This is a genomic window from Desulfosarcina sp., assembly GCF_055467485.1.
The window spans coordinates 122,158-139,468 of sequence record NZ_JBUOIV010000004.1 but is presented as its reverse complement, the minus strand read 5'-3'; the positions used below and the strand labels follow the sequence as shown (position 1 = coordinate 139,468).

The 17,311-nt window shown below is 56.2% G+C and carries 18 protein-coding genes; 7 read left to right on the top strand and 11 right to left on the bottom strand.

The window, feature by feature from the left end:
- The first annotated feature begins 164 nt into the window (after window positions 1-164).
- From ACZCED_RS03605 to ACZCED_RS03575, 7 genes are all read left to right on the top strand, one after another.
- Window positions 165-629, top strand: a complete 465-nt coding sequence (locus ACZCED_RS03605) for a GspH/FimT family pseudopilin (RefSeq protein WP_464860227.1) — start codon at window positions 165-167, stop codon at window positions 627-629.
- A gap of 29 nt (window positions 630-658) precedes the next feature.
- Window positions 659-1,351 carry a prepilin-type N-terminal cleavage/methylation domain-containing protein gene (locus ACZCED_RS03600; protein ID WP_462968393.1) on the top strand — a complete coding sequence of 231 codons (693 nt, stop codon included), beginning with the start codon at window positions 659-661 and terminating at the stop codon, window positions 1,349-1,351.
- A 34-nt stretch (window positions 1,352-1,385) separates the two neighbouring features.
- Window positions 1,386-1,877: a type IV pilus modification PilV family protein gene (locus ACZCED_RS03595; protein WP_462968392.1), complete on the top strand. Its 492-nt coding sequence runs from the start codon at window positions 1,386-1,388 to the stop codon at window positions 1,875-1,877.
- Between the two features lie 75 nt (window positions 1,878-1,952).
- Window positions 1,953-2,597 carry a pilus assembly PilX family protein gene (locus ACZCED_RS03590; protein ID WP_462968391.1) on the top strand — a complete coding sequence of 215 codons (645 nt, stop codon included), beginning with the start codon at window positions 1,953-1,955 and terminating at the stop codon, window positions 2,595-2,597.
- A gap of 84 nt (window positions 2,598-2,681) precedes the next feature.
- Window positions 2,682-6,500, top strand: coding sequence for a PilC/PilY family type IV pilus protein (locus tag ACZCED_RS03585; protein ID WP_464860226.1), 3,819 nt, complete (start codon window positions 2,682-2,684; stop codon window positions 6,498-6,500).
- 46 nt (window positions 6,501-6,546) lie between these two features.
- Window positions 6,547-6,933, top strand: a complete 387-nt coding sequence (locus ACZCED_RS03580; protein ID WP_462968389.1) for a hypothetical protein — start codon at window positions 6,547-6,549, stop codon at window positions 6,931-6,933.
- A 50-nt stretch (window positions 6,934-6,983) separates the two neighbouring features.
- On the top strand, window positions 6,984-7,478 hold the full coding sequence (locus tag ACZCED_RS03575; protein ID WP_464860238.1) for a DUF4124 domain-containing protein: 495 nt from the start codon (window positions 6,984-6,986) through the stop codon (window positions 7,476-7,478).
- A 205-nt stretch (window positions 7,479-7,683) separates the two neighbouring features.
- On the opposite strand, the gene ACZCED_RS03570 is transcribed toward ACZCED_RS03575, so the two are convergent.
- From ACZCED_RS03570 to ACZCED_RS03520, 11 genes are all read right to left on the bottom strand, one after another.
- The gene (locus ACZCED_RS03570) at window positions 7,684-8,190 is read right to left on the bottom strand and encodes a pyridoxamine 5'-phosphate oxidase family protein (protein ID WP_462968388.1); all 507 of its coding nucleotides are present in this window, start codon (window positions 8,188-8,190) and stop codon (window positions 7,684-7,686) included.
- 6 nt (window positions 8,191-8,196) lie between these two features.
- Window positions 8,197-9,423 carry an aminotransferase class I/II-fold pyridoxal phosphate-dependent enzyme gene (locus tag ACZCED_RS03565; RefSeq protein ID WP_462968387.1) on the bottom strand — a complete coding sequence of 409 codons (1,227 nt, stop codon included), beginning with the start codon at window positions 9,421-9,423 and terminating at the stop codon, window positions 8,197-8,199.
- The gene (locus tag ACZCED_RS03560; RefSeq protein ID WP_462968386.1) at window positions 9,420-9,992 is read right to left on the bottom strand and encodes a flavin reductase family protein; all 573 of its coding nucleotides are present in this window, start codon (window positions 9,990-9,992) and stop codon (window positions 9,420-9,422) included. The genes ACZCED_RS03565 and ACZCED_RS03560 overlap by 4 nt, the downstream gene beginning before the upstream one ends.
- The gene (locus tag ACZCED_RS03555; RefSeq protein WP_462968385.1) at window positions 9,985-10,869 is read right to left on the bottom strand and encodes a molybdate ABC transporter substrate-binding protein; all 885 of its coding nucleotides are present in this window, start codon (window positions 10,867-10,869) and stop codon (window positions 9,985-9,987) included. The genes ACZCED_RS03560 and ACZCED_RS03555 overlap by 8 nt, the downstream gene beginning before the upstream one ends.
- A gap of 123 nt (window positions 10,870-10,992) precedes the next feature.
- Window positions 10,993-12,462, bottom strand: a complete 1,470-nt coding sequence (locus tag ACZCED_RS03550) for a dynamin family protein (protein ID WP_464860225.1) — start codon at window positions 12,460-12,462, stop codon at window positions 10,993-10,995.
- Between the two features lie 214 nt (window positions 12,463-12,676).
- Window positions 12,677-13,060: a hypothetical protein gene (locus tag ACZCED_RS03545; protein ID WP_462968383.1), complete on the bottom strand. Its 384-nt coding sequence runs from the start codon at window positions 13,058-13,060 to the stop codon at window positions 12,677-12,679.
- A gap of 15 nt (window positions 13,061-13,075) precedes the next feature.
- Complete coding sequence (locus ACZCED_RS03540; protein ID WP_464860224.1) at window positions 13,076-13,513, bottom strand: hypothetical protein; 438 nt, start codon at window positions 13,511-13,513, stop codon at window positions 13,076-13,078.
- A 135-nt stretch (window positions 13,514-13,648) separates the two neighbouring features.
- Window positions 13,649-14,743, bottom strand: coding sequence for a GGDEF domain-containing protein (locus tag ACZCED_RS03535; RefSeq protein WP_462968381.1), 1,095 nt, complete (start codon window positions 14,741-14,743; stop codon window positions 13,649-13,651).
- Window positions 14,744-14,799: 56 nt separating this feature from the next.
- Window positions 14,800-15,621 carry a flavodoxin family protein gene (locus tag ACZCED_RS03530; protein WP_464860223.1) on the bottom strand — a complete coding sequence of 274 codons (822 nt, stop codon included), beginning with the start codon at window positions 15,619-15,621 and terminating at the stop codon, window positions 14,800-14,802.
- 69 nt (window positions 15,622-15,690) lie between these two features.
- Window positions 15,691-16,542, bottom strand: coding sequence for an SPFH domain-containing protein (locus ACZCED_RS03525; RefSeq protein ID WP_462968379.1), 852 nt, complete (start codon window positions 16,540-16,542; stop codon window positions 15,691-15,693).
- Between the two features lie 160 nt (window positions 16,543-16,702).
- On the bottom strand, window positions 16,703-17,155 hold the full coding sequence (locus ACZCED_RS03520; RefSeq protein WP_464860222.1) for an NfeD family protein: 453 nt from the start codon (window positions 17,153-17,155) through the stop codon (window positions 16,703-16,705).
- Window positions 17,156-17,311 lie beyond the last annotated feature (156 nt).

Here is a 17,311-nt window from a genome sequence, read left to right as displayed (position 1 = left end):
AGTGTTTTTTTTGAAATTTGGATTCAGTGTGGCATAAAACTTGTTTGCATATAGCATGAATGCCGAACAGGGGAGATAACATGCAGGAACATTCCAGGTCTAAATTAGATGAATGCCGTATGGACATCGGATGTTCGCCAATTCAAACGAGAAAGATGTTCAAGATGAAGAATCGGGCAGGGTTTTCACTGATGGAATTGTTGGTGGCCATTGCGATTTTCAGTATCTTGGCAGCGATAGCCATACCCAATGCCATTTCATGGCGTAGGAACGCCCAGTTCAATTCAGCCGTGCGTAATGTCAAGGCCAATATGGAATTGACGCGCATGTTTGCGATCAGGAGCAATCTACCGGCCGACGTCGTTTTCGTTGACGGCGCCAATGCATTTTCGACGGTCCGGAGAAATCGCGTCGGCGGCGCACTGGTAGCGCTTCCCCCCCAGGTGTTCCAGCTGCCTCCCGGGATAACCTTGGCGTCGACGTTTGCAGGTGATGTGCTCAATTTTAACAATCGCGGACTGGCATTCAACGCGGGTGTGCCCAATCCCGGCACGGTGACCGTCACTGGACCCAACGGGCTCGCCTTCAACATTACCGTTAGTATTGACGGCAGCTCACAAGTCCAATAACGGCCGTCACCCAGGAGGAACATCAATCAATGAGACGCTCAGACCAATTTGGATTCACACTCATCGAACTGATGGTTGCCATGGTCATCGGATCCATCCTCATGTTGGGGGTGATTTCCGCCTACCAGATCCAGGTGGGCACCAAAAACACCCAGGAGGCGCTCACGGACATGAACACGACGGCCCGTGCGGCCCTCGAGATCATTGTCCAAGAGCTCAGTACAGCCGGCTGCGATCCCAACAATACCGATACGGCAGGGATCGTGAATGCTACGGCCAACGATCTGACCTTTACCATGGACATCGGCGATTCCGCTGGTAACACGTTCCGGCCTGACGGCCTGCTCGATGGCCCCAATGAACAGATCCGTTATGCCGTCAACGCCAACGGGAATTTGGGGCGGGACCGCTTGGATGGGGCCGGCCTTCAGCCCCTGGCGCGCAACGTGGACGCGGTGAACTTCGTTTATCTGGATGGCAACAATCCGCCCCTCGTGATTCCGTCTCCCGTTGCCGCCAACAGGCTGGGTGATATCCGCAGCATCGAGATCACCATCGTGGCCCGAGCCGGGCGGGCGGCGCCAGGATTCATGAAGACGACGGATGACAATACGGTCTACTTCAACCAGCGGGGAGATCAGATTTTTGACCCTCCCGCAGGCGATTCGTTTCGGCGACTGCTGCTGACCACCACCGTCGTTTGCCGCAATTTAGGTGTATAACCTCAGCGGGCAGATTCAAAGGAGTTCAATCGATATGGCACGAACACGTTTTGTTTCCAATGCCGCCGGGTTCACGCTCATCGAAGTGCTGGTCGCCATCGCCATTTTTTCCATCGGCCTGATGGCCATGGGCGCGCTTCAGACCCGCGCCCTGATGAGGACCGGGGATGTGACCCGGAAAACAGAAGCCTGGACGCTGCTCGCGGAGCAGGCAGAACGGCTCAAGCAGCTGCCGTTCTACGTGGATTACCCACCCGTGAATTTTTCTCCAGACCTGACAGCCGGGGTTCATGCGCAGAATTCTCCGGACGGACGCTATACTTTTCAATGGCAGGTATCTGACAACGAACCCTTCGCGCCGCAGAACCAGGCGGCGCTGCCGGGTCCCGGTGCGCCGGCCGGCAATTACACGGTTTCCAAACGGATTGAGCTGGTTGCCATCCGGCCGGGCGGCAACCCGCTGGCACCCCTGGCCCGGGTGGAATTTTTCAAGGTGGTGTGGGGAGGCACGTTTCTTCCTCCTTGAAGTCGACACCAGAGAACGAACGTACGCGTTTTGAACCGTCAATCCACGAGGATTTCAAAAATGATTTGTCCAACCATGCATAGAACACCATCGAGGCCGGCTGCCAGCGATCTGCTGGGTCGTGCGCCCTCACCCATCGCCAACGACAGGGGGTCAGTGATGGTCCTGGCCCTGATGATCATGGCAATTATGATGGTGATCGCCATTGCTTCCTCCGACACGGTGGTTACCGAGAATTTTATCATCCGCAATGTCGGCATTCACAAAGAGAACATCAATCTGGTGGAGTCGGCCCTCCTGGAAGGGTTGCAGCGATTCATGCAGATCCCCGATAACAACCCGGCTAACTTCGACCCGGACATCTCCAATACGGACTGGATCAACAACCGCGCCGACGCCTGGACCACCGGCGCCTGGTACAACCGGGGTGATGTCAGCACGATGCTGAATGCCAACAATTCCATCGCTGCTGATGCAGGTGGCAACCTGCTAACCCTTGCCAACCGGGGCGAGGCAGCCAATGGGGTGCTGCGTTATGCCGTTGTGGGCTGGGCGCCGTGGATCTTCGCTACCGGGGGCAGTTCGAGCCTGGTGATGGGCGGGGGGGCCGTCTGGCATACCGGCCGGGTTCTCGGAGAATATGTCTCCACAGACGGGGGCGGCGCAGATAACGGCAACGGCATGCTGCGCATGGAACTCGGCCTCAGGCGACAATGGTAGTTATTCGTTTACCGGAAGCGCCGGTGCGATCAAACCGCGTACGCACACCGGTAAACCCACACAATATCGAAAGGCAGGTCAGGTATGAAACCATCGATAATCAACAGCGATAAATGGCGTGGGCTGAAAGGGTTCATTCTGGTCATGGGCGCCTGTCTGGCCGTGCTGACAGCCGGCAGCAGCGTCAATGCGGCATCATGCATCGACCTGGCCGATATCCCCCTTGACGCGCTGGAGCAGTCGGCTCCGGGGCTGATCATGTTTGTCCTGGATGACTCGGGCAGCATGGACTGGTCCTTTATGACGCCGCCGGGATCACCAGGAGAGTCCGACGGCCTGTTCAAGGGATATTACTATGTTTTTTCCAATGCCGGCGATGATGTCTACAACGCGCCCAACCTCGAAGACAACACCGCCGACCGCATGATCTGGATGTCCCAGTGGTCCGGGTACAACGGAATGTATTACAACCCCGTGACTGAATACACGCCCTGGCCCACCTTCGGCAATGCCGACGTCGACAACCCCCGCTCCCATCCCAATAACGCCGTCAACACACTGGACATGACGGCCCTGTGGCATGAATGGATGGACTTTGGCGTGATTGTCGATAACAGCGATGCAACCGGATTTGTGGCATCCGCCGGTTGGGCCAATGGTACCGGGGGGCAGTATAACAATTACCTGTACAGCAGCGGCGCCCAAGCGACGGTCACCGCCACCTGGACAGCCGATAACCTGGATCCGTCGACTACCTACGACGTGTACGCCCGCTGGTTGAATGGCGGTACGTCGCGGCTCACCGATGTGCATTATCTAACCTATGACGATACGACCCAAGTGGCGGACACCGGTGTCAACCAGCAGTTGAACTTCGACACATGGATGCCGATTGCCAGCAATGTCACCTTTTCGACGGGAATCGGTGTGGTCAGCATCTCCGAGCCCGGCGGTGCAAGCCAGGTGTGCGCCGATGCCGTCAAGTTTGAGCCCGCAAACAACCCCATCAGCGATATCGCGCGGCGTCACTACTATGTCCGGAATACAAGCGGCACCTACCTGGTCAACCTGTTAAACGGTGCGTTCGAATACTACCGGGTCAATCTGGCCAGTGCGACCGACAACCGCGAAGTCGTCACCACCGCCAAACTGACGCGACTGACCGATGCGGATGCGGCGGCCGCCGGCATCGTGACCGGCCGGACCTACGCCGAGGAAGCCCAGAACTTTGCCAACTGGTACTCCTTTTATCGGCGGCGCGAGCTGACGGCCATTAACGCCATCGCCAAATCGATCAACACCATGGACGGCGTCTATGTCGGCCTCATCTCCATCAATGGAAAACTGGCTCAACGCGTCCTGCCGGTCCGGGTGACGCTGGACAACGTGCTCTACGATGACTCCGCGTCTCTGCTGACAACCCTGTACGGCCTGACTATCAGTGCACAAGGCACGCCCCTGCGCAACGGACTCAAAAATGCCGGCCGGTTTTTCCAGGGCGCCTATCTGAAACCGAGCACCTTCTCGAGCTACACCAGCAGCGCGACCTACCCCTTTTTCAATGCCGACAAGGGCGGCACCTGCCAGCAGGCCTTCACCATCATCTTCACCGATGGGTTCTACAACGGCCCCGATCCGGGGATCGGCGACGCCGACAGCGACAACAATACGGCGTTTGACGGCCCTCCCTTTGCCGATGGCAACAGCAATACCCTGGCGGATGTGGCCATGTACTACTTCGAGAGGGATCTCAACACCTCCCTGGCCAACAACGTCGCCGTCACCCAGGTCGATCCGGCCAACCACCAGCACATGGTGACCTATACGATCGCCTTCGGGGTCACCGGCAGCCTGGATACCGCGCTCTATGCAAAATGCCCCACGGGCGCCTGTCCCGATCCCTGGCCGGGCACCGGTTCGGATTCCGGAAAAATTGACGACATGTTCCATGCGGCTATCAACGGGCGTGGCCAGTTCATCGCCGCCAACAACAACGAGGAACTGGTTGCCGCTCTCGAGGCACTAGGCAAAGACATCGACAGCCGGCTGGGTTCGGCGGCGGCCCTGGCCACCAACTCGATCCAGCGCCAGGTAGGCGCGGTGATCTACCAGGGGACCTACAACTCGGCCAACTGGTGGGGCGAGGTTTCAGCCCTGCCGATAAACCTGACCACCGGCAATGTGGAGACTCCCGTATGGCAGGCCAGCAATTCAGTGCCGGCCTGGGACCTTCGCAATATCCTTTCCTACGATGGTACCGCAGGCATCGCTTTTAATGCCGGCAGCCTGAGCGCCGCCCAGGTCAGTCAGCTCGAGGCCAGTGGGCTGGGCACCGCCGACCAGATTGTCAATTTTATCCGCGGTGATGCATCCAACAGCGTCGCCTCTGGCGGCACCCTGCGTAATCGCAACCATCCCTTGGGGGATTTCGTACATTCGGCACCGGTTTACTTCAAGGGCATGGTTTACATCGGCGCCAACGACGGCATGCTTCACGGCCTCGATGCCGCCACGGGTGCGGAGTTGTTCGCCTATGTGCCCAACCTGGTATATGGTCACCTCGCCGAACTGGCCGACCCGAGTTACAGCCACAAATTCTATGTGGACGGTACGGCAACGGCGGCAGTGGTCAACAACAGCCGGGACATACTGGTCTGCGGACTGGGCAAAGGCGGTAAAGGCTACTTTGCCCTGGATGTGACCAACCCGGGTACAATGGATGCGGCCGACGTCCTCTGGGAATACTCGGCTTCGGCCGCCAATGATTTAGATCTGGGGTACACCTTCACCCGTGCTTTCATCGTGGAGTCGGAAGCATACGGTAGTGTGGTGATTTTCAGCAACGGGTATGGCAGCGAGAATGGCTCCGCCGTTCTGTATGTTCTGGATCCGGTGACCGGCGCGGTAATCAGGAAGTTTGATACCGGGGTTACCGGCTGTAACGGGCTGGCCACACCGGCAGCGGTGGACGTCGAGCTTGACGGCCTCGTAGATTACGTCTTTGCCGGCGATCTGAAGGGCAACATGTGGAAGTTTGACCTGCGGGGGGCAAGCACCAGTGACTGGTCATTTGCTTACCTGGACGGCGCTACCCCCCAACCGCTGGTCAGCGTAAGAAATTTCAATGGGGATATCCAGCCCATCACCACCCCGCCCGAAGTGATGCTGGATTGTGCATCAGACGGAGACGTTCGCGGACTGATGGTGATCTTCGGAACCGGCCAATACCTCAACGTTGACGATTTTACCAACGTTCCCGAACAGTCCTTCTATGGCATATGGGACCGGGGGCCGCTCATTGAAGACGCGGACGGGCTGACCGTGGCCCGAAGTAGCTACCTGGGGACTTTTGATCCCGCCAGCGACTCTCTGTCGAATATGCCCAGCGGCATCACCCTGCTGCACCAGACGTTCGATGTATTAAACGCCGGCCTTGAATTCGGCGCCCTCAGTGACAAGCCGGCGGATTGGTATGATGACACGGCCAACAGCGGCACCCATGTGGGATGGTATTGGAACATGCCCGTAGCTGGTGAACGCATGATCAATAATCCCTTGCTGCGAGGGGGACATGTGATCCTGATATCGACGAATCCATCGTCCTCTCCCTGTGAATCGGGTGGAACGTCCTACATCAACATTGTCAACGCCTGCACGGGCGGTCGACCCTACTCGCCTCAGTTCGACGTGAATAAGGACAACAAAATAACGGACATCGATACGATTTTGGGGCCGATGGGCAACCAGATTCTACCGTCCAGACAGGAAAAACCGTTGACCATATTTACCCCTCTCGAAGTCGGCAACACGCTGTATCTTCCGGATTCTGAAGGCGGGCACGAGAGCGCACCCCTTGAAGTGATCCGATCGGGAATGTTTTTCTGGCGGGTAATTGGACAATAAACCTTCGCAGGTGAAATGAGGCACCAAGCATAAAGGAGACAGGCACATGGCTTTCACATGCAAGCGCAAAAAAACAGTCGCGGGATGGCTGATCGGAATACTGATCGCAGGGGGATGGTTAGCAACGGCCGGTATGGCTGCCGACAAGGGCATCCAGAAGCATAACGGCCGCACGGCGAACGTGGCCATTCGCCAGATCAAACCTCTTGAATCGAGCGCCCCTGATGCCACCCTTCGCCCCCAGGACGTTTTTGATGTGGTCGGAACGTTGAATGCGATCGATGGCAATCAAATTACGATTGCTGACCGGCAACTGATCCTCGCGTCCACGGTAAGTGTCCACGGAATTGCCAAATGGGCCCAAGTGGGGGTGAGGCTCAACAAGGCCGGAGAGGTAGTGGTAATTGAAGTTGTTTCCAACGAACCCCATTGACCAGGGTGGTGAACATGTGGATGTTGATCAGGAATCTTCTCTTGGCAGGCATGGTTGTCTTTTGGGTGAGTCCGGCGTTGGGCGAGTATTATCAATATACCGACCAGAACGGGGTGTTGCGCTTCACCGATAATCTGGCCAGTGTTCCGCCGGACCAGCGGCCGGATGTAAAAACGCACCAATCGGTCGAAAGCCAACCGGTTCAAAAGACAACTGGCCTAACCGTCAATGAAACGTCGAGCCGGTCCACAGCAGCAACGGAACCAGAGACCGGGTCATCCGGAGCTACCTGGCAAGGGCGAAATTCGCAAAAAAAGCAAGAGATGGATCAAATGCATGCGGATTTGAAAACCACCTTCGATGCGCTCGAGGCCGAACGGTCGGTACTCGAGGCCAAGGCACCGCCACAAGGGGCGACCAATGAGGAAAAGGTTGCCTATGCTGATCAGGTGGAGGCCTTGAATGCCAAAATTGCCAGCTATGAAGAAAAACTCGAGGCCTATAATCAGAAAGTCAACGCCTACCATTCACAGGTCAAGAAATAGCAAACCTCATTGAAGCCATGGCGCGCCTTTTTTACCTGAGACCGGCCGGGCTGTTTGGCACATCCAGAAACCAACACCGCCGCCCCCCGCGCCAGCGAGTGGCGGCGGTCGTTTACCATGCCGCCATATTGGCTGCCGACCAGCTGCATGATGCAGCAGAAGTGAACCCCGTCAGTGTTTCGACGTTTCGCACAGGCGGTCTGCTTTACCAGTCGATCCGCTGTCGGGTGCCAAGCCCGAAGCGGTTGTCGATGTAATAGAAAGCGGTTGGCCTAAACGTATAGAGGTGTGCCTTGAAGCGTGAAAAAAAGGCTTCCAGGTCTGGTGACGGGTTTTCTGGAAAGAATTCCCTGGCAAAGCTAAATCGCTTCAGATACATGGCAATCACTTTGATCGACCATGCCACGGAGTGAACCCGTTCCAGCGTCCCCTGCATCTGAATGCCGCGAATGGCCTGCCATGAATCCGCCGCGCGGAACAGCGATGCAGCCGCCTTTCCCGAAACCATGGCCTCTGTAATATGGCGGCTTTGGGGTGAGGAAAAAAAGTAGAAACCCCTGTTGGCGTATACATAGTACACCGGCGCCGACCACGGCCCGGATTCACCGGCCGTGGCCAGCGTCAATGTCGACTCACCCTGAATCAAGGCGATCGCCGCTTCCCGCATATCATCGGATGTTAAAGTCCCGTTTACTGTCAATGATGCTTCCAAATCCGCTTATCCCTTGACCAACCCCACTGTCCTGACCGCCCGTTCCATCTGCTCGATGCGCTTTTCCAGACTGCCCGTGTAACCGATGGAAAGGCGAATCAATCCCGGTGAAAGTCCCATTTTTTCTTGCTCCTCACGGCTGATTTCCGACGAGGTACTCGCCCCGGAACAGGACATCAGCGTATCGAAGTATCCCAAAGAGACGGCGATGTAGCCGAAATCCTCCTTGTTCTGGAGTTCATCCAGCAGGTCGTCAGCCCGATCGCGGGTGCCGCAGTCGATGGTAAACATGCCGCCATAGCCGTAACCCGTGTTGATCAGACTCGTGACCAGGCTTTGCTGGGCAAAGGAATCCAGACCCGGATAGACCACCGGTACACCCAGTTCTTCCAGCCGGCGGCAGATGGCCAGGGCCCGACGGGAGTGTTCGCGCATGCGCAGAGCCAGATGAGGCAGGCGCTGGATGATATCGTAGGCCATGCGTGGATCCATGGTGGGCCCCAGCAGCATGACCCGACCGGTATGCAGGTCCATGAGTTGGTGGACCATCGCCTTGGTGGTGCAGATGGCGCCGGCCACCAGATCGCTGGCACCGTTGATGTACTTGGTCATGGAGTAGACCACCACGTCCGCTCCTAAACGGGCCGGGGAGATCATCATCGGGGTGAATGTGTTGTCGACGACCAGGGAGAGACCATGGTCATCGGCCAGTTTGGACAGTGCACGGATATCGGCCACTTTCAACGTCGGGTTGCCTAAGGTCTCTGTATAGAGCACGCGGGTTTTCGGGGTGATCGCCCGTTCAAAAGCGGCTGTGTCCGCTGGACTCACAAATGTGGTGGTGATGCCGAATTGTGGCAGCAATTCATTCAGCAGGGCGTGGGTTCCGCCATAGATGGTATTGCTGGATACGATATGATCACCGCTTTTGCAGAGCTGGAGCAGGGTGCATGAAATGGCGGACATGCCGCTGGCGGTGCATACGGCAAATTCGGTGCCCTCCATGGCTGCCAGATAGCGGGCCAGGGTGTCCACCGTGGGGTTGAAATGCCGGCTGTAGAGAAAGCAGCCCCCTTGCTCCGGGCCGCGAATGCCGCCGAAAATCTCCGGCATGGTTTCCGGGTCCATCACGGTGAAGGTTGATGAACGGGATATGGATGGGGTTACGCCGCCGTGCTCACCAAACTCCCTGCGGGTTTCACATAAGGCTTGTTCCGGGTGAAAATTGTTCATGTTTTACCTTCCTTTTTTTTCTTGCCGATTGAAAACGCCATACCCACGACTTCACCCAATCGATGATAATTTCCGGTTCCCATGGAGTAGATCAGCGGGTCCACCTGGGTGGCGTCGGGCTTGCCGTCGGCCAGGCAGTTTTCATCGACATGGGTCTGAATCACTTCTCCCACGATTAAGGTGTGGGCACCTAAATCCAGTGTGTGGCGCAGTCGGCACTCCAGGTTAATCGGGCATGATGCCACCAGGGGGGTATACTTCAGATCGCCGGCGAACAGATCGAAAACCGTCGATTTGTCGACCTTGCGACCCGAATAGATGCCGCAGAAATCCACCTGCTCAACCAGACTGGCAGATGGTATGTTGATGGAAAATTCAGCGTTTTCGCGGATGCCTTTAAGCGTGTGGCGCTCGGCGCGGATGGCCACGGAAATGGCCGGTGGTTTTGACGAAGCGATACCGCACCAGGCGGCGGTCATGAAGTTGGCACGACCGTCCACCATGGCACCGACAAGAACAGACGGAGTTGGAAACATAAGGGCTTCAGGGCCCAGGCGGGATTTATTCATTCAGACCTCCTGACAAATGCTTGCCGGTTTCACCTCCCGGGTTGATGAACCCGTGTTTTTCATAGATTGTGCGTGCACGATCGGAAGCGATGAAGGCTAAAAATTTTTTTGCATGTTGCGGATTGGGAGACTGTTTCAATCTACAGATATAGTAATTGATGCATTTCCGCTGGTCCAGGTCGGGTCCGGGTTCGATGACGCTGACGGGCAGCTTGCGAAGCCGGGCGTGCACGGCTTCCGTGGCCCAGACGGGTCCGACGTCAACGGTTCCTTTCTGTAATCGCAACGGTGTTTCACGATGATGCACCACAGTCATGATGGTCGTGCCCTCGGCCCGCTTTTCCTCCATGATCCGCTGCACCAATGCGTCTCCACCCGCATCACGGTACATCTTCATGATGTGGTGGGCGATATCTTCGTGGGCCGGATCCGGTTGAGAGATGCGAACAGATTCGCCGCCCAGGTCTGATACCGTAGCGATTGATGCCGGGTTGGCGGTCGGCACGAGCAGCGTCAGTCGGTTGTGAAGATACAGGCGGTGGCTGCCCGGTACTATTTTTTGGGCGTCGGCCAGCCGTTCCATGGCTTTTTCACTCACCGATGTATAGATGTCCGCCGCTGCATCGATGCGTTGACCACGAAAAATGGCGCCACCGGCAAGAATCTGCTTGAGCTGAATCCCTGGAGGCAGCGTCTGATAGTAGATATGGCGGATCTCGGGATACAGCTGCTTGAACGCCGACACCAGTTCCTGCATGACCATGAACTGGTTTCCTGCCATGAACAGGTTCAACTGGCTTTGCCGACTATTTTCTAGCTGGTGTAGATCGTCTCTGCGTGAATCGGGAATGACCGGGAGACTGGTTGCTTCAGTCATGGTGGGCTCCCTCGAGAGATAGGATCGGCATCTTGATCAGACGAAATCGAATGATTCGTTCATGGTGAAGGCGATCGGCATGCTCAATGCCAAAAATAGCCGATCACCTGTTCGCATAAAGTGCTAACGATCACCCGGGGTCGCTTCGGTATTGGCCCAATAGGGAACCGGTCCTGCGCCTTTTTCTTCCCAGGCGTTGTTATCCATCCCAATTCCGGCCAATTCTTTCAGTGCCTCGCGGATTTCGCGGGATCCCCTGTCGTGGATCTGTTTTACCGTGGCATGTTCAGCCAATACCTGCGAAAGTGAAAACCGACCGTTGCTGTTTTTCAGATTGACATAGAGCAGGTCGCGTATGGAGGCCCAGCTGTCACGACGGGTCTGGTTGGGAAGCGGGGTCAGATCGTCCAGTTGCCGCAACCATTTTTTCAGAAAGCGGGAGTAAAGGTATTTTTGGGCGATGGCGAGCCAGAAAATGAGGATGACGCCGCTCAGCAAACCTGCGCCGGTGATCTGGAGCACCGGGTCCAGGCCGGCAAATGGCGGCAGGCTCATGAGACCCAACCCGCCGGCAACGCCACCTATCAGCGAAACCGCCAATCCGGTGAAAAAAGCCTTCACTCGGAACAACCGCGCTTTCTTGCGATAGCTGATCATACCCTCGAGGAAATGGCAAAGCCTTTCACCATGCGTTTCCACGAAGGAGGCCAGGTTGTCCAGCCGGTGGCAGGGCGCCTGAAGCACCGCTTTTTTCAGCTCCTCGCGCTGGTTTTCCAGATAGTCAAGGTAGGTGGCCTGAGGATCTTCGGAACGACCCGATTTTTCCGTGGCAGACGGTGAATAGGTCAGATGGATCATGGGGATGTCCTTGCGTCCGGTTATCTGCGACAGATTCCAACACAAGGTTCCATATACGCGCAGCAGGTCAGTCATGGATGCGCATTCGTCGATGCGGTTGAGCACGTATAACACCCGGTCCTCGAATGTCTTGGCCGGAAGGGTATCCCGCAGGCTGGTATGGGCCTCCCTGACGGTACCTGCCTTGTGGGGATCGAACAGCACCAGCACCAGGTCGGCAATCTGGGCCAGATCGCCAATGACGTCCTGATAGTTGTATCCCCGGTCCCTTTCGGTAATGCTGTCGAGCATGCCGGGTGTGTCGATGATGGCCAGGTTTTTTAGAAACGGGGAATTGACCTTCTTGAGCTTGAAATGGGAGGCGAACCGCTGGCCGTGTTTCTTCATGGTCTCGAAGGGATATTCGGGATCGTTGAGCAAAAATTTACCATCCCGCTGATCGGTGACCCGAACCGGTGCACCCTCCGGTTCACTCTCGGCATATGTAAGAACGGTAAAGGAATCGTCCGTGGGCGCCTGTCCGGTACCTTGGACGGTCGTTCCCAAAAATTCATTGATCAGGGTGGATTTCCCCGACGAGTAGTTGCCCAGAACCAGAACCTGGGGGCGCCATTTTATATTGGTTTCCAGGGGCACTTCGCTGTAGCCGTAGCGCATGGCCACCGGTGTCAGTTGCTCGGAAACCATCTCCAGCAGTTCGGTTCGCAGGGCAGTGATATAGTTGTCACGATACATGAAGGTCTCCGGGCGCTATACGGGTGTGTTTGTTATTTTCATCATAAACATCAGTAGGTATAAGGGGTTCCCGAAAACAAATCAAGCCCATAGACGTTAACCTGATGAATTTGACAGACGGTCTCGGGCGCCGCGGAATTGCCATTCGGCGCACGCTCTTAACGCCTGCCGGATCATTTGTCCGGCTGCCTTCCGGTTGGCGTTACGCTATCGATCAGTGGCCGCCGCATCCGCATCCACAGTCGCTGCAGCTGCCACCGGCCGCCATGGCCTTCACCACTTCCTGATCCTGTGCCCTTACCACATCGACCACGGTGACCTCGAGCGAAACAGGAGCCAAGATGCCGGATGGTTTGCTCAAGGGAAGTTTAAGATGGCCCATGTAGTCACAAAGGGTGCCGGCGGTCAGGTCCAGTCTGACCCGGTCGCCCGCCAGCTTTCCATACAGCGCTTTTTCAAAGGGGGTGATGCCGGCAGACCCGATGCCATAAATAAAAACGAACGGTATACTGCTGCGATCGGCAACCGGTGGTTCGACGGTCTGAATGTCCAGGGTGATCTTCATCAGGTTTTCGATTGTCAGGGGGTGTTCGGTCATAAATACCTCCACGGGTTATTTAAATAGTGAAACGAGGGCGGCAACCCAGTCGGTAAAGCGGTCGAACCAGTCGCGGCGGAGCGCTGGCATTGCCGGGGAGACGAAAGGTCGCTGAGGTGGGATGCCGCTGCCTTCTCCCAATTGTGACACCGCCAAGCGCTCATCTTTTGCGTGACGGGCCGACGGTCCCGACATGTCCGGGCTGCTCAGGCTCAACGTGGCCGTGTTGCCGGCGGCCTGAGCGTTCCATCTGCCCACGACGAAACGCGATAGGGAGGTTTTAACAGCTGGTTTTAGATTCGGCAGATGCCCGATCAGGGTGCTCACGCAATGACCCTGCCAGTCCTGCCTGCTGAGATGGATCCGGTCGGAAGCGATGGTGCCATAAAATTCTCGAAGATTGTTTTCTGACAGTGGTCGGTGTTGACGGAGATTGCCGGTTTTGTTCAGCATGGTTGAAAGGTGATCGAGCTGTATCGTGGATGCGGACATGCAGCAGTCTTCTCTTTCATCAAGGCGGTTGAACTGCCGTAAATATAAACGAATATAGAACGATGTAAATATCGAGGGTCGCTGCCGTGTCAACGGTTACAGCGCATTTTCATCCACCACCCTGTTCTTGCCGGCTGCCTTGGCCTTGTAAAGGCATTGATCGGCCCGGTCAACCAAACGCTTTACCGTGTCGCCCGGTCGGTAGGTGCTGACCCCGATACTGACGGTGATGGACACCGCGTCCGCCGCAGGGGAGTCGTCTGCGGCGTAACGGGCGGCGGCAATGGACCGGCAGAGCTGCTTGGCTTTTTTGGTGGCATTTCGAAGAGAGGCGCCGGGCAGGATCAGCGTGAACTCCTCCCCGCCGTAGCGGGCCAAAAAGTCGTCACTTCGCACTGCGGCGCGGCATTTTCCGGCGAAGGCCAGCAGCATCCGATCCCCCACGGTATGCCCGTAGGAGTCATTCAGCTGCTTGAAATCATCGAGGTCCATCATCAGCAGGGAAAAGGGTGACCGGGTGATCGTGTTCCGCTCCACCAGCGTTTGCAGATGCTGGTCCAGCGCTTTACGGTTATTGACGCCGGTCAGGCCGTCGGTGTTGGCGGAATGGCGGGCCTTGTCCAATTCCCTCTTCAGAGTATCCACCTGGCTGGAAAGGGAGTCGAGCGCTTTCTGGTCAAGGCTTTCCTTCTCGCGGACCATGGCCCGCATTTTGTCGACCTCGCGAACCAGTTCACTTTTAATGCGTTTGATATCGTCCAGACGGGTGATCTCCTCAAAGCGTTCTCCCTGTGAGCGAATGCTGCTGTAAAAATCACGATTTTCGTTGTCCAACCCGCCCATGGCCGCCGTCATCAGATCGATGATCTCCCTGAATTCGGTTTCACGTTCACCGATGTACTTTTTCTGGCGCTGGATGTGGTCTAAAATCTTGACCTTTTGCCGGTCGAACTGGGTGGCGATGGTTTTCGTCTTTTCATCGCGCTGAAATTTTTCCTGAAGGGCCTCCAGCTGTTTTTTAAAGTTCTCGGCATCGATTTCGGAGATGTCCAGCGTATATTCGCGGACAAAAAGGAACAGGGCCCGGATACTTTCTGAAAATACGTCCAACCGCTCGCGGGCGTCATTAATCGCTTTGGTGAGCGCTGCCGGATCAGTTTCGGGCGGGTTGGATTTGCCAAAAAGCTTCATTTTTAGTCATCCTCTTCGAAAATGGGGCCCTGTGTTTGGGTGTGTGGTTTGATCCATTACCCATCTTTGAGATAGTCGACGCTAATCGGTTCCAGGGCCTTTCGCATGGTCATAAACCGTTCCTTCATACCCATGAGCCAGGCTTTATGGTCCTTGACGTCCTGACGGGTCAGAAACAACTGGTGGTCTGCAGGATTTATCTCTACAACGGCAGTGCCATCCATCATGTGAATGATGCCAGCGTTGCTGCAAAGCAAGCAGCGAACCGTGTCGGGTCCCATGAAACGGAACGCGTCGCCATCGCACAAGGGGCAGTTGGGGCCGGTTTTGTGAATTTTCGGACCGAAGAGGCTTTGGGCCAAGCTGCTGGCGGCTTCTCGGTTGCCTTGATCCAAAAGGATTTCACCGGGAAGTGCGCCATACACCGCCTGGGTTTGCCTGATGTCGGCCAGAATCAGTTTGAGAAAACGCTCGATGTCCAACAGGGTGCCGCCTTCCATGCCGGGAATGCCTGCCACCGCCACGCCCACGGCCGGTTTGCCCCAAAGTCGGTCCTCCGAGCCATAAAAAGAAAGCCCGCGGTCCAGAAACCTTTTCAACGCACTGTGGGCACCCAGAAAACAGGCTGGCGCGGCCAGGATAACAGCATCGGCCGATCCGATGGCATCCAACACGATGGAACATTCATCGTCGATCACACAATGACCGTCATTGAACAGGCAACGGTAACACCCCCGGCACGGGTCGATCTGAAAATCAGTCAGCCGCAGCAGGCTGAGTTCGCAGGGCCTGGCCAGGTTCCGAAACACCGCTTTGACCATGATTTCGCAGTTGCCCAACCGCCGCGCCGAACTGACGATACCTAAAATCTTTTTCATCGAATGAATTTCCGGAAAAAATACGACAATGATGTCCGTCGACGCCTTTTGGGATGATCCGGACCATATTTACTTCGTTCCACCCAAGATCCCCCTGATGGCCGTTGGAATTTCCGCCGGCATCAGAACCACCTTGGCGTTTGGCGACGTGGACAGGCTTTTCAGCGACTCCACGTATTTTTCACCGATCAGGTACATCACGGGGATCTCATTGTCACCGATGGCCTCGGTGACTTTCTGGATGGCCCGCTGACTGGCCTCGGCAAGGACGACTTTGGCCTGGGCATCGCGTTTGGAAGCCTCCAGACGGCCTTCTGCCTCTAAGATGGCCGCGGCCTTTTCGCCCTCTGCCCGGGTCACCGCGGCCCGCCGCTGACGCTCGGCCGCGGCCTGCTCTTCCATGGCGGACTGCATGGTCTGGGAGGGGTTGATATCCTGGATCTCGACGGTTTTCATGGTGATGCCCCAGTCCGAAATGTCGTCGGAAATGGCCGCCTTGAGTTTGGCCTTGATCTGGTCGCGGGAGGAGAGGGCATCGTCAAGGTCCATCTCACCAACGATGGCACGCAGGGAGGTCTGTACCAGGTTCTGGATGGCGAACTGGTAGTTCTCCACACCGTAAACCGCCTTTTCCGGAGAAATGATATTGATGTAGGCGACGGCGTTGGCAATGATAACGGCATTGTCTCTGGTGATGACCTCCTGGGAGGGGATGTCCAGCACGATGTCCTTGGTGGTGACTTTATAGGCCACCGTGTCGATGTAGGGGATGATGATATTCAGGCCCGGGCCAAGGGTTTTTTGATATTTGCCCAGCCGCTGAACTACGTGCTTGCTTCCCTGGGGAACGATGCGCACGCCCAAAACCAGGGTGACGATTACCAGCACGGTAAAGACAGCCACAACGATCAATCCGTCCATGTTATCCTCCGAATGGTTGGGTCAGAACTCGCTTTAAAGGTCATTTCATTTCAACCAGATGATCTGGGAATCAGTCTGGGGTCCAGTTGCTTTACGATGGCAGGGAACCATTGGAAATACGGTGTCAACCCCTATGGCAAAATGAATAAGTGGCAGCCATTTATGCTTTTTTAACCACCAGGGTGTTGCCGGAGATGTCCGCAACCGTCACCCGGTCACCTGCGGCGACGGCACTGTCGCAAATGAACGCCCATTCATCCGATCCCAGCAGCGGAGTGGTGAATCGAACCATGCCCCGGCGGCCACTTTCAGGGGCCCGTATCACCTGTCCGGTTTCACCGATGGCCGCCTCGCGGGCAATTCCCGCCCGGGTCCGGTCAGTCATCATCGGCCGTATGAATTTAAACCAAAGAAAGGTGAACACACACGAGGCGATGACCCAGATGAACAGCTGCCAGGTGAAACTGATGCCGGAAAAGAGCAACAACAGGCCGGCTACCACTATTCCGCCCAGCCCGAACCAAAAGATGGTGAAACTGGGAACGAAGATTTCGGCCATGATGAGAATCATGCCAAATACCAGCCAGTGCCAGTATTGAACGGTGATATTCATAATGTTTCCTGAAAAGGGAAAGGGGGTTATTTTTTAGCAACCGTCCATCGGTGCAAGCGTCGAGGTTTGGCTTGTTGAGATCGTCATATGTTCGATATTCCTGTTTCCCGTCTCCAACGACTATCGGCAGTTTCAGTTCGAACAAAAGGGAATTTG

Excerpts from the sequence above, each read along its gene's own strand:
- ACZCED_RS03605 (WP_464860227.1), top strand. The coding sequence starts at position 165 with ATGAAGAATCGGGCAGGGTTTTCACTGATGGAATTGTTGGTGGCCATT.
- ACZCED_RS03600 (WP_462968393.1), top strand. The coding sequence starts at position 659 with ATGAGACGCTCAGACCAATTTGGATTCACACTCATCGAACTGATGGTT.
- ACZCED_RS03595 (WP_462968392.1), top strand. The coding sequence starts at position 1,386 with ATGGCACGAACACGTTTTGTTTCCAATGCCGCCGGGTTCACGCTCATC.
- ACZCED_RS03590 (WP_462968391.1), top strand. The coding sequence starts at position 1,953 with ATGCATAGAACACCATCGAGGCCGGCTGCCAGCGATCTGCTGGGTCGT.
- ACZCED_RS03585 (WP_464860226.1), top strand. The coding sequence starts at position 2,682 with ATGAAACCATCGATAATCAACAGCGATAAATGGCGTGGGCTGAAAGGG.
- ACZCED_RS03580 (WP_462968389.1), top strand. The coding sequence starts at position 6,547 with ATGGCTTTCACATGCAAGCGCAAAAAAACAGTCGCGGGATGGCTGATC.
- ACZCED_RS03575 (WP_464860238.1), top strand. The coding sequence starts at position 6,984 with ATGGTTGTCTTTTGGGTGAGTCCGGCGTTGGGCGAGTATTATCAATAT.
- ACZCED_RS03565 (WP_462968387.1), bottom strand. The coding sequence starts at position 9,423 with ATGAACAATTTTCACCCGGAACAAGCCTTATGTGAAACCCGCAGGGAG.
- ACZCED_RS03560 (WP_462968386.1), bottom strand. The coding sequence starts at position 9,992 with ATGAATAAATCCCGCCTGGGCCCTGAAGCCCTTATGTTTCCAACTCCG.
- ACZCED_RS03555 (WP_462968385.1), bottom strand. The coding sequence starts at position 10,869 with ATGACTGAAGCAACCAGTCTCCCGGTCATTCCCGATTCACGCAGAGAC.
- ACZCED_RS03550 (WP_464860225.1), bottom strand. The coding sequence starts at position 12,462 with ATGTATCGTGACAACTATATCACTGCCCTGCGAACCGAACTGCTGGAG.
- ACZCED_RS03545 (WP_462968383.1), bottom strand. The coding sequence starts at position 13,060 with ATGACCGAACACCCCCTGACAATCGAAAACCTGATGAAGATCACCCTG.
- ACZCED_RS03540 (WP_464860224.1), bottom strand. The coding sequence starts at position 13,513 with ATGCTGAACAAAACCGGCAATCTCCGTCAACACCGACCACTGTCAGAA.
- ACZCED_RS03535 (WP_462968381.1), bottom strand. The coding sequence starts at position 14,743 with ATGAAGCTTTTTGGCAAATCCAACCCGCCCGAAACTGATCCGGCAGCG.
- ACZCED_RS03530 (WP_464860223.1), bottom strand. The coding sequence starts at position 15,621 with ATGAAAAAGATTTTAGGTATCGTCAGTTCGGCGCGGCGGTTGGGCAAC.
- ACZCED_RS03525 (WP_462968379.1), bottom strand. The coding sequence starts at position 16,542 with ATGGACGGATTGATCGTTGTGGCTGTCTTTACCGTGCTGGTAATCGTC.
- ACZCED_RS03520 (WP_464860222.1), bottom strand. The coding sequence starts at position 17,155 with ATGAATATCACCGTTCAATACTGGCACTGGCTGGTATTTGGCATGATT.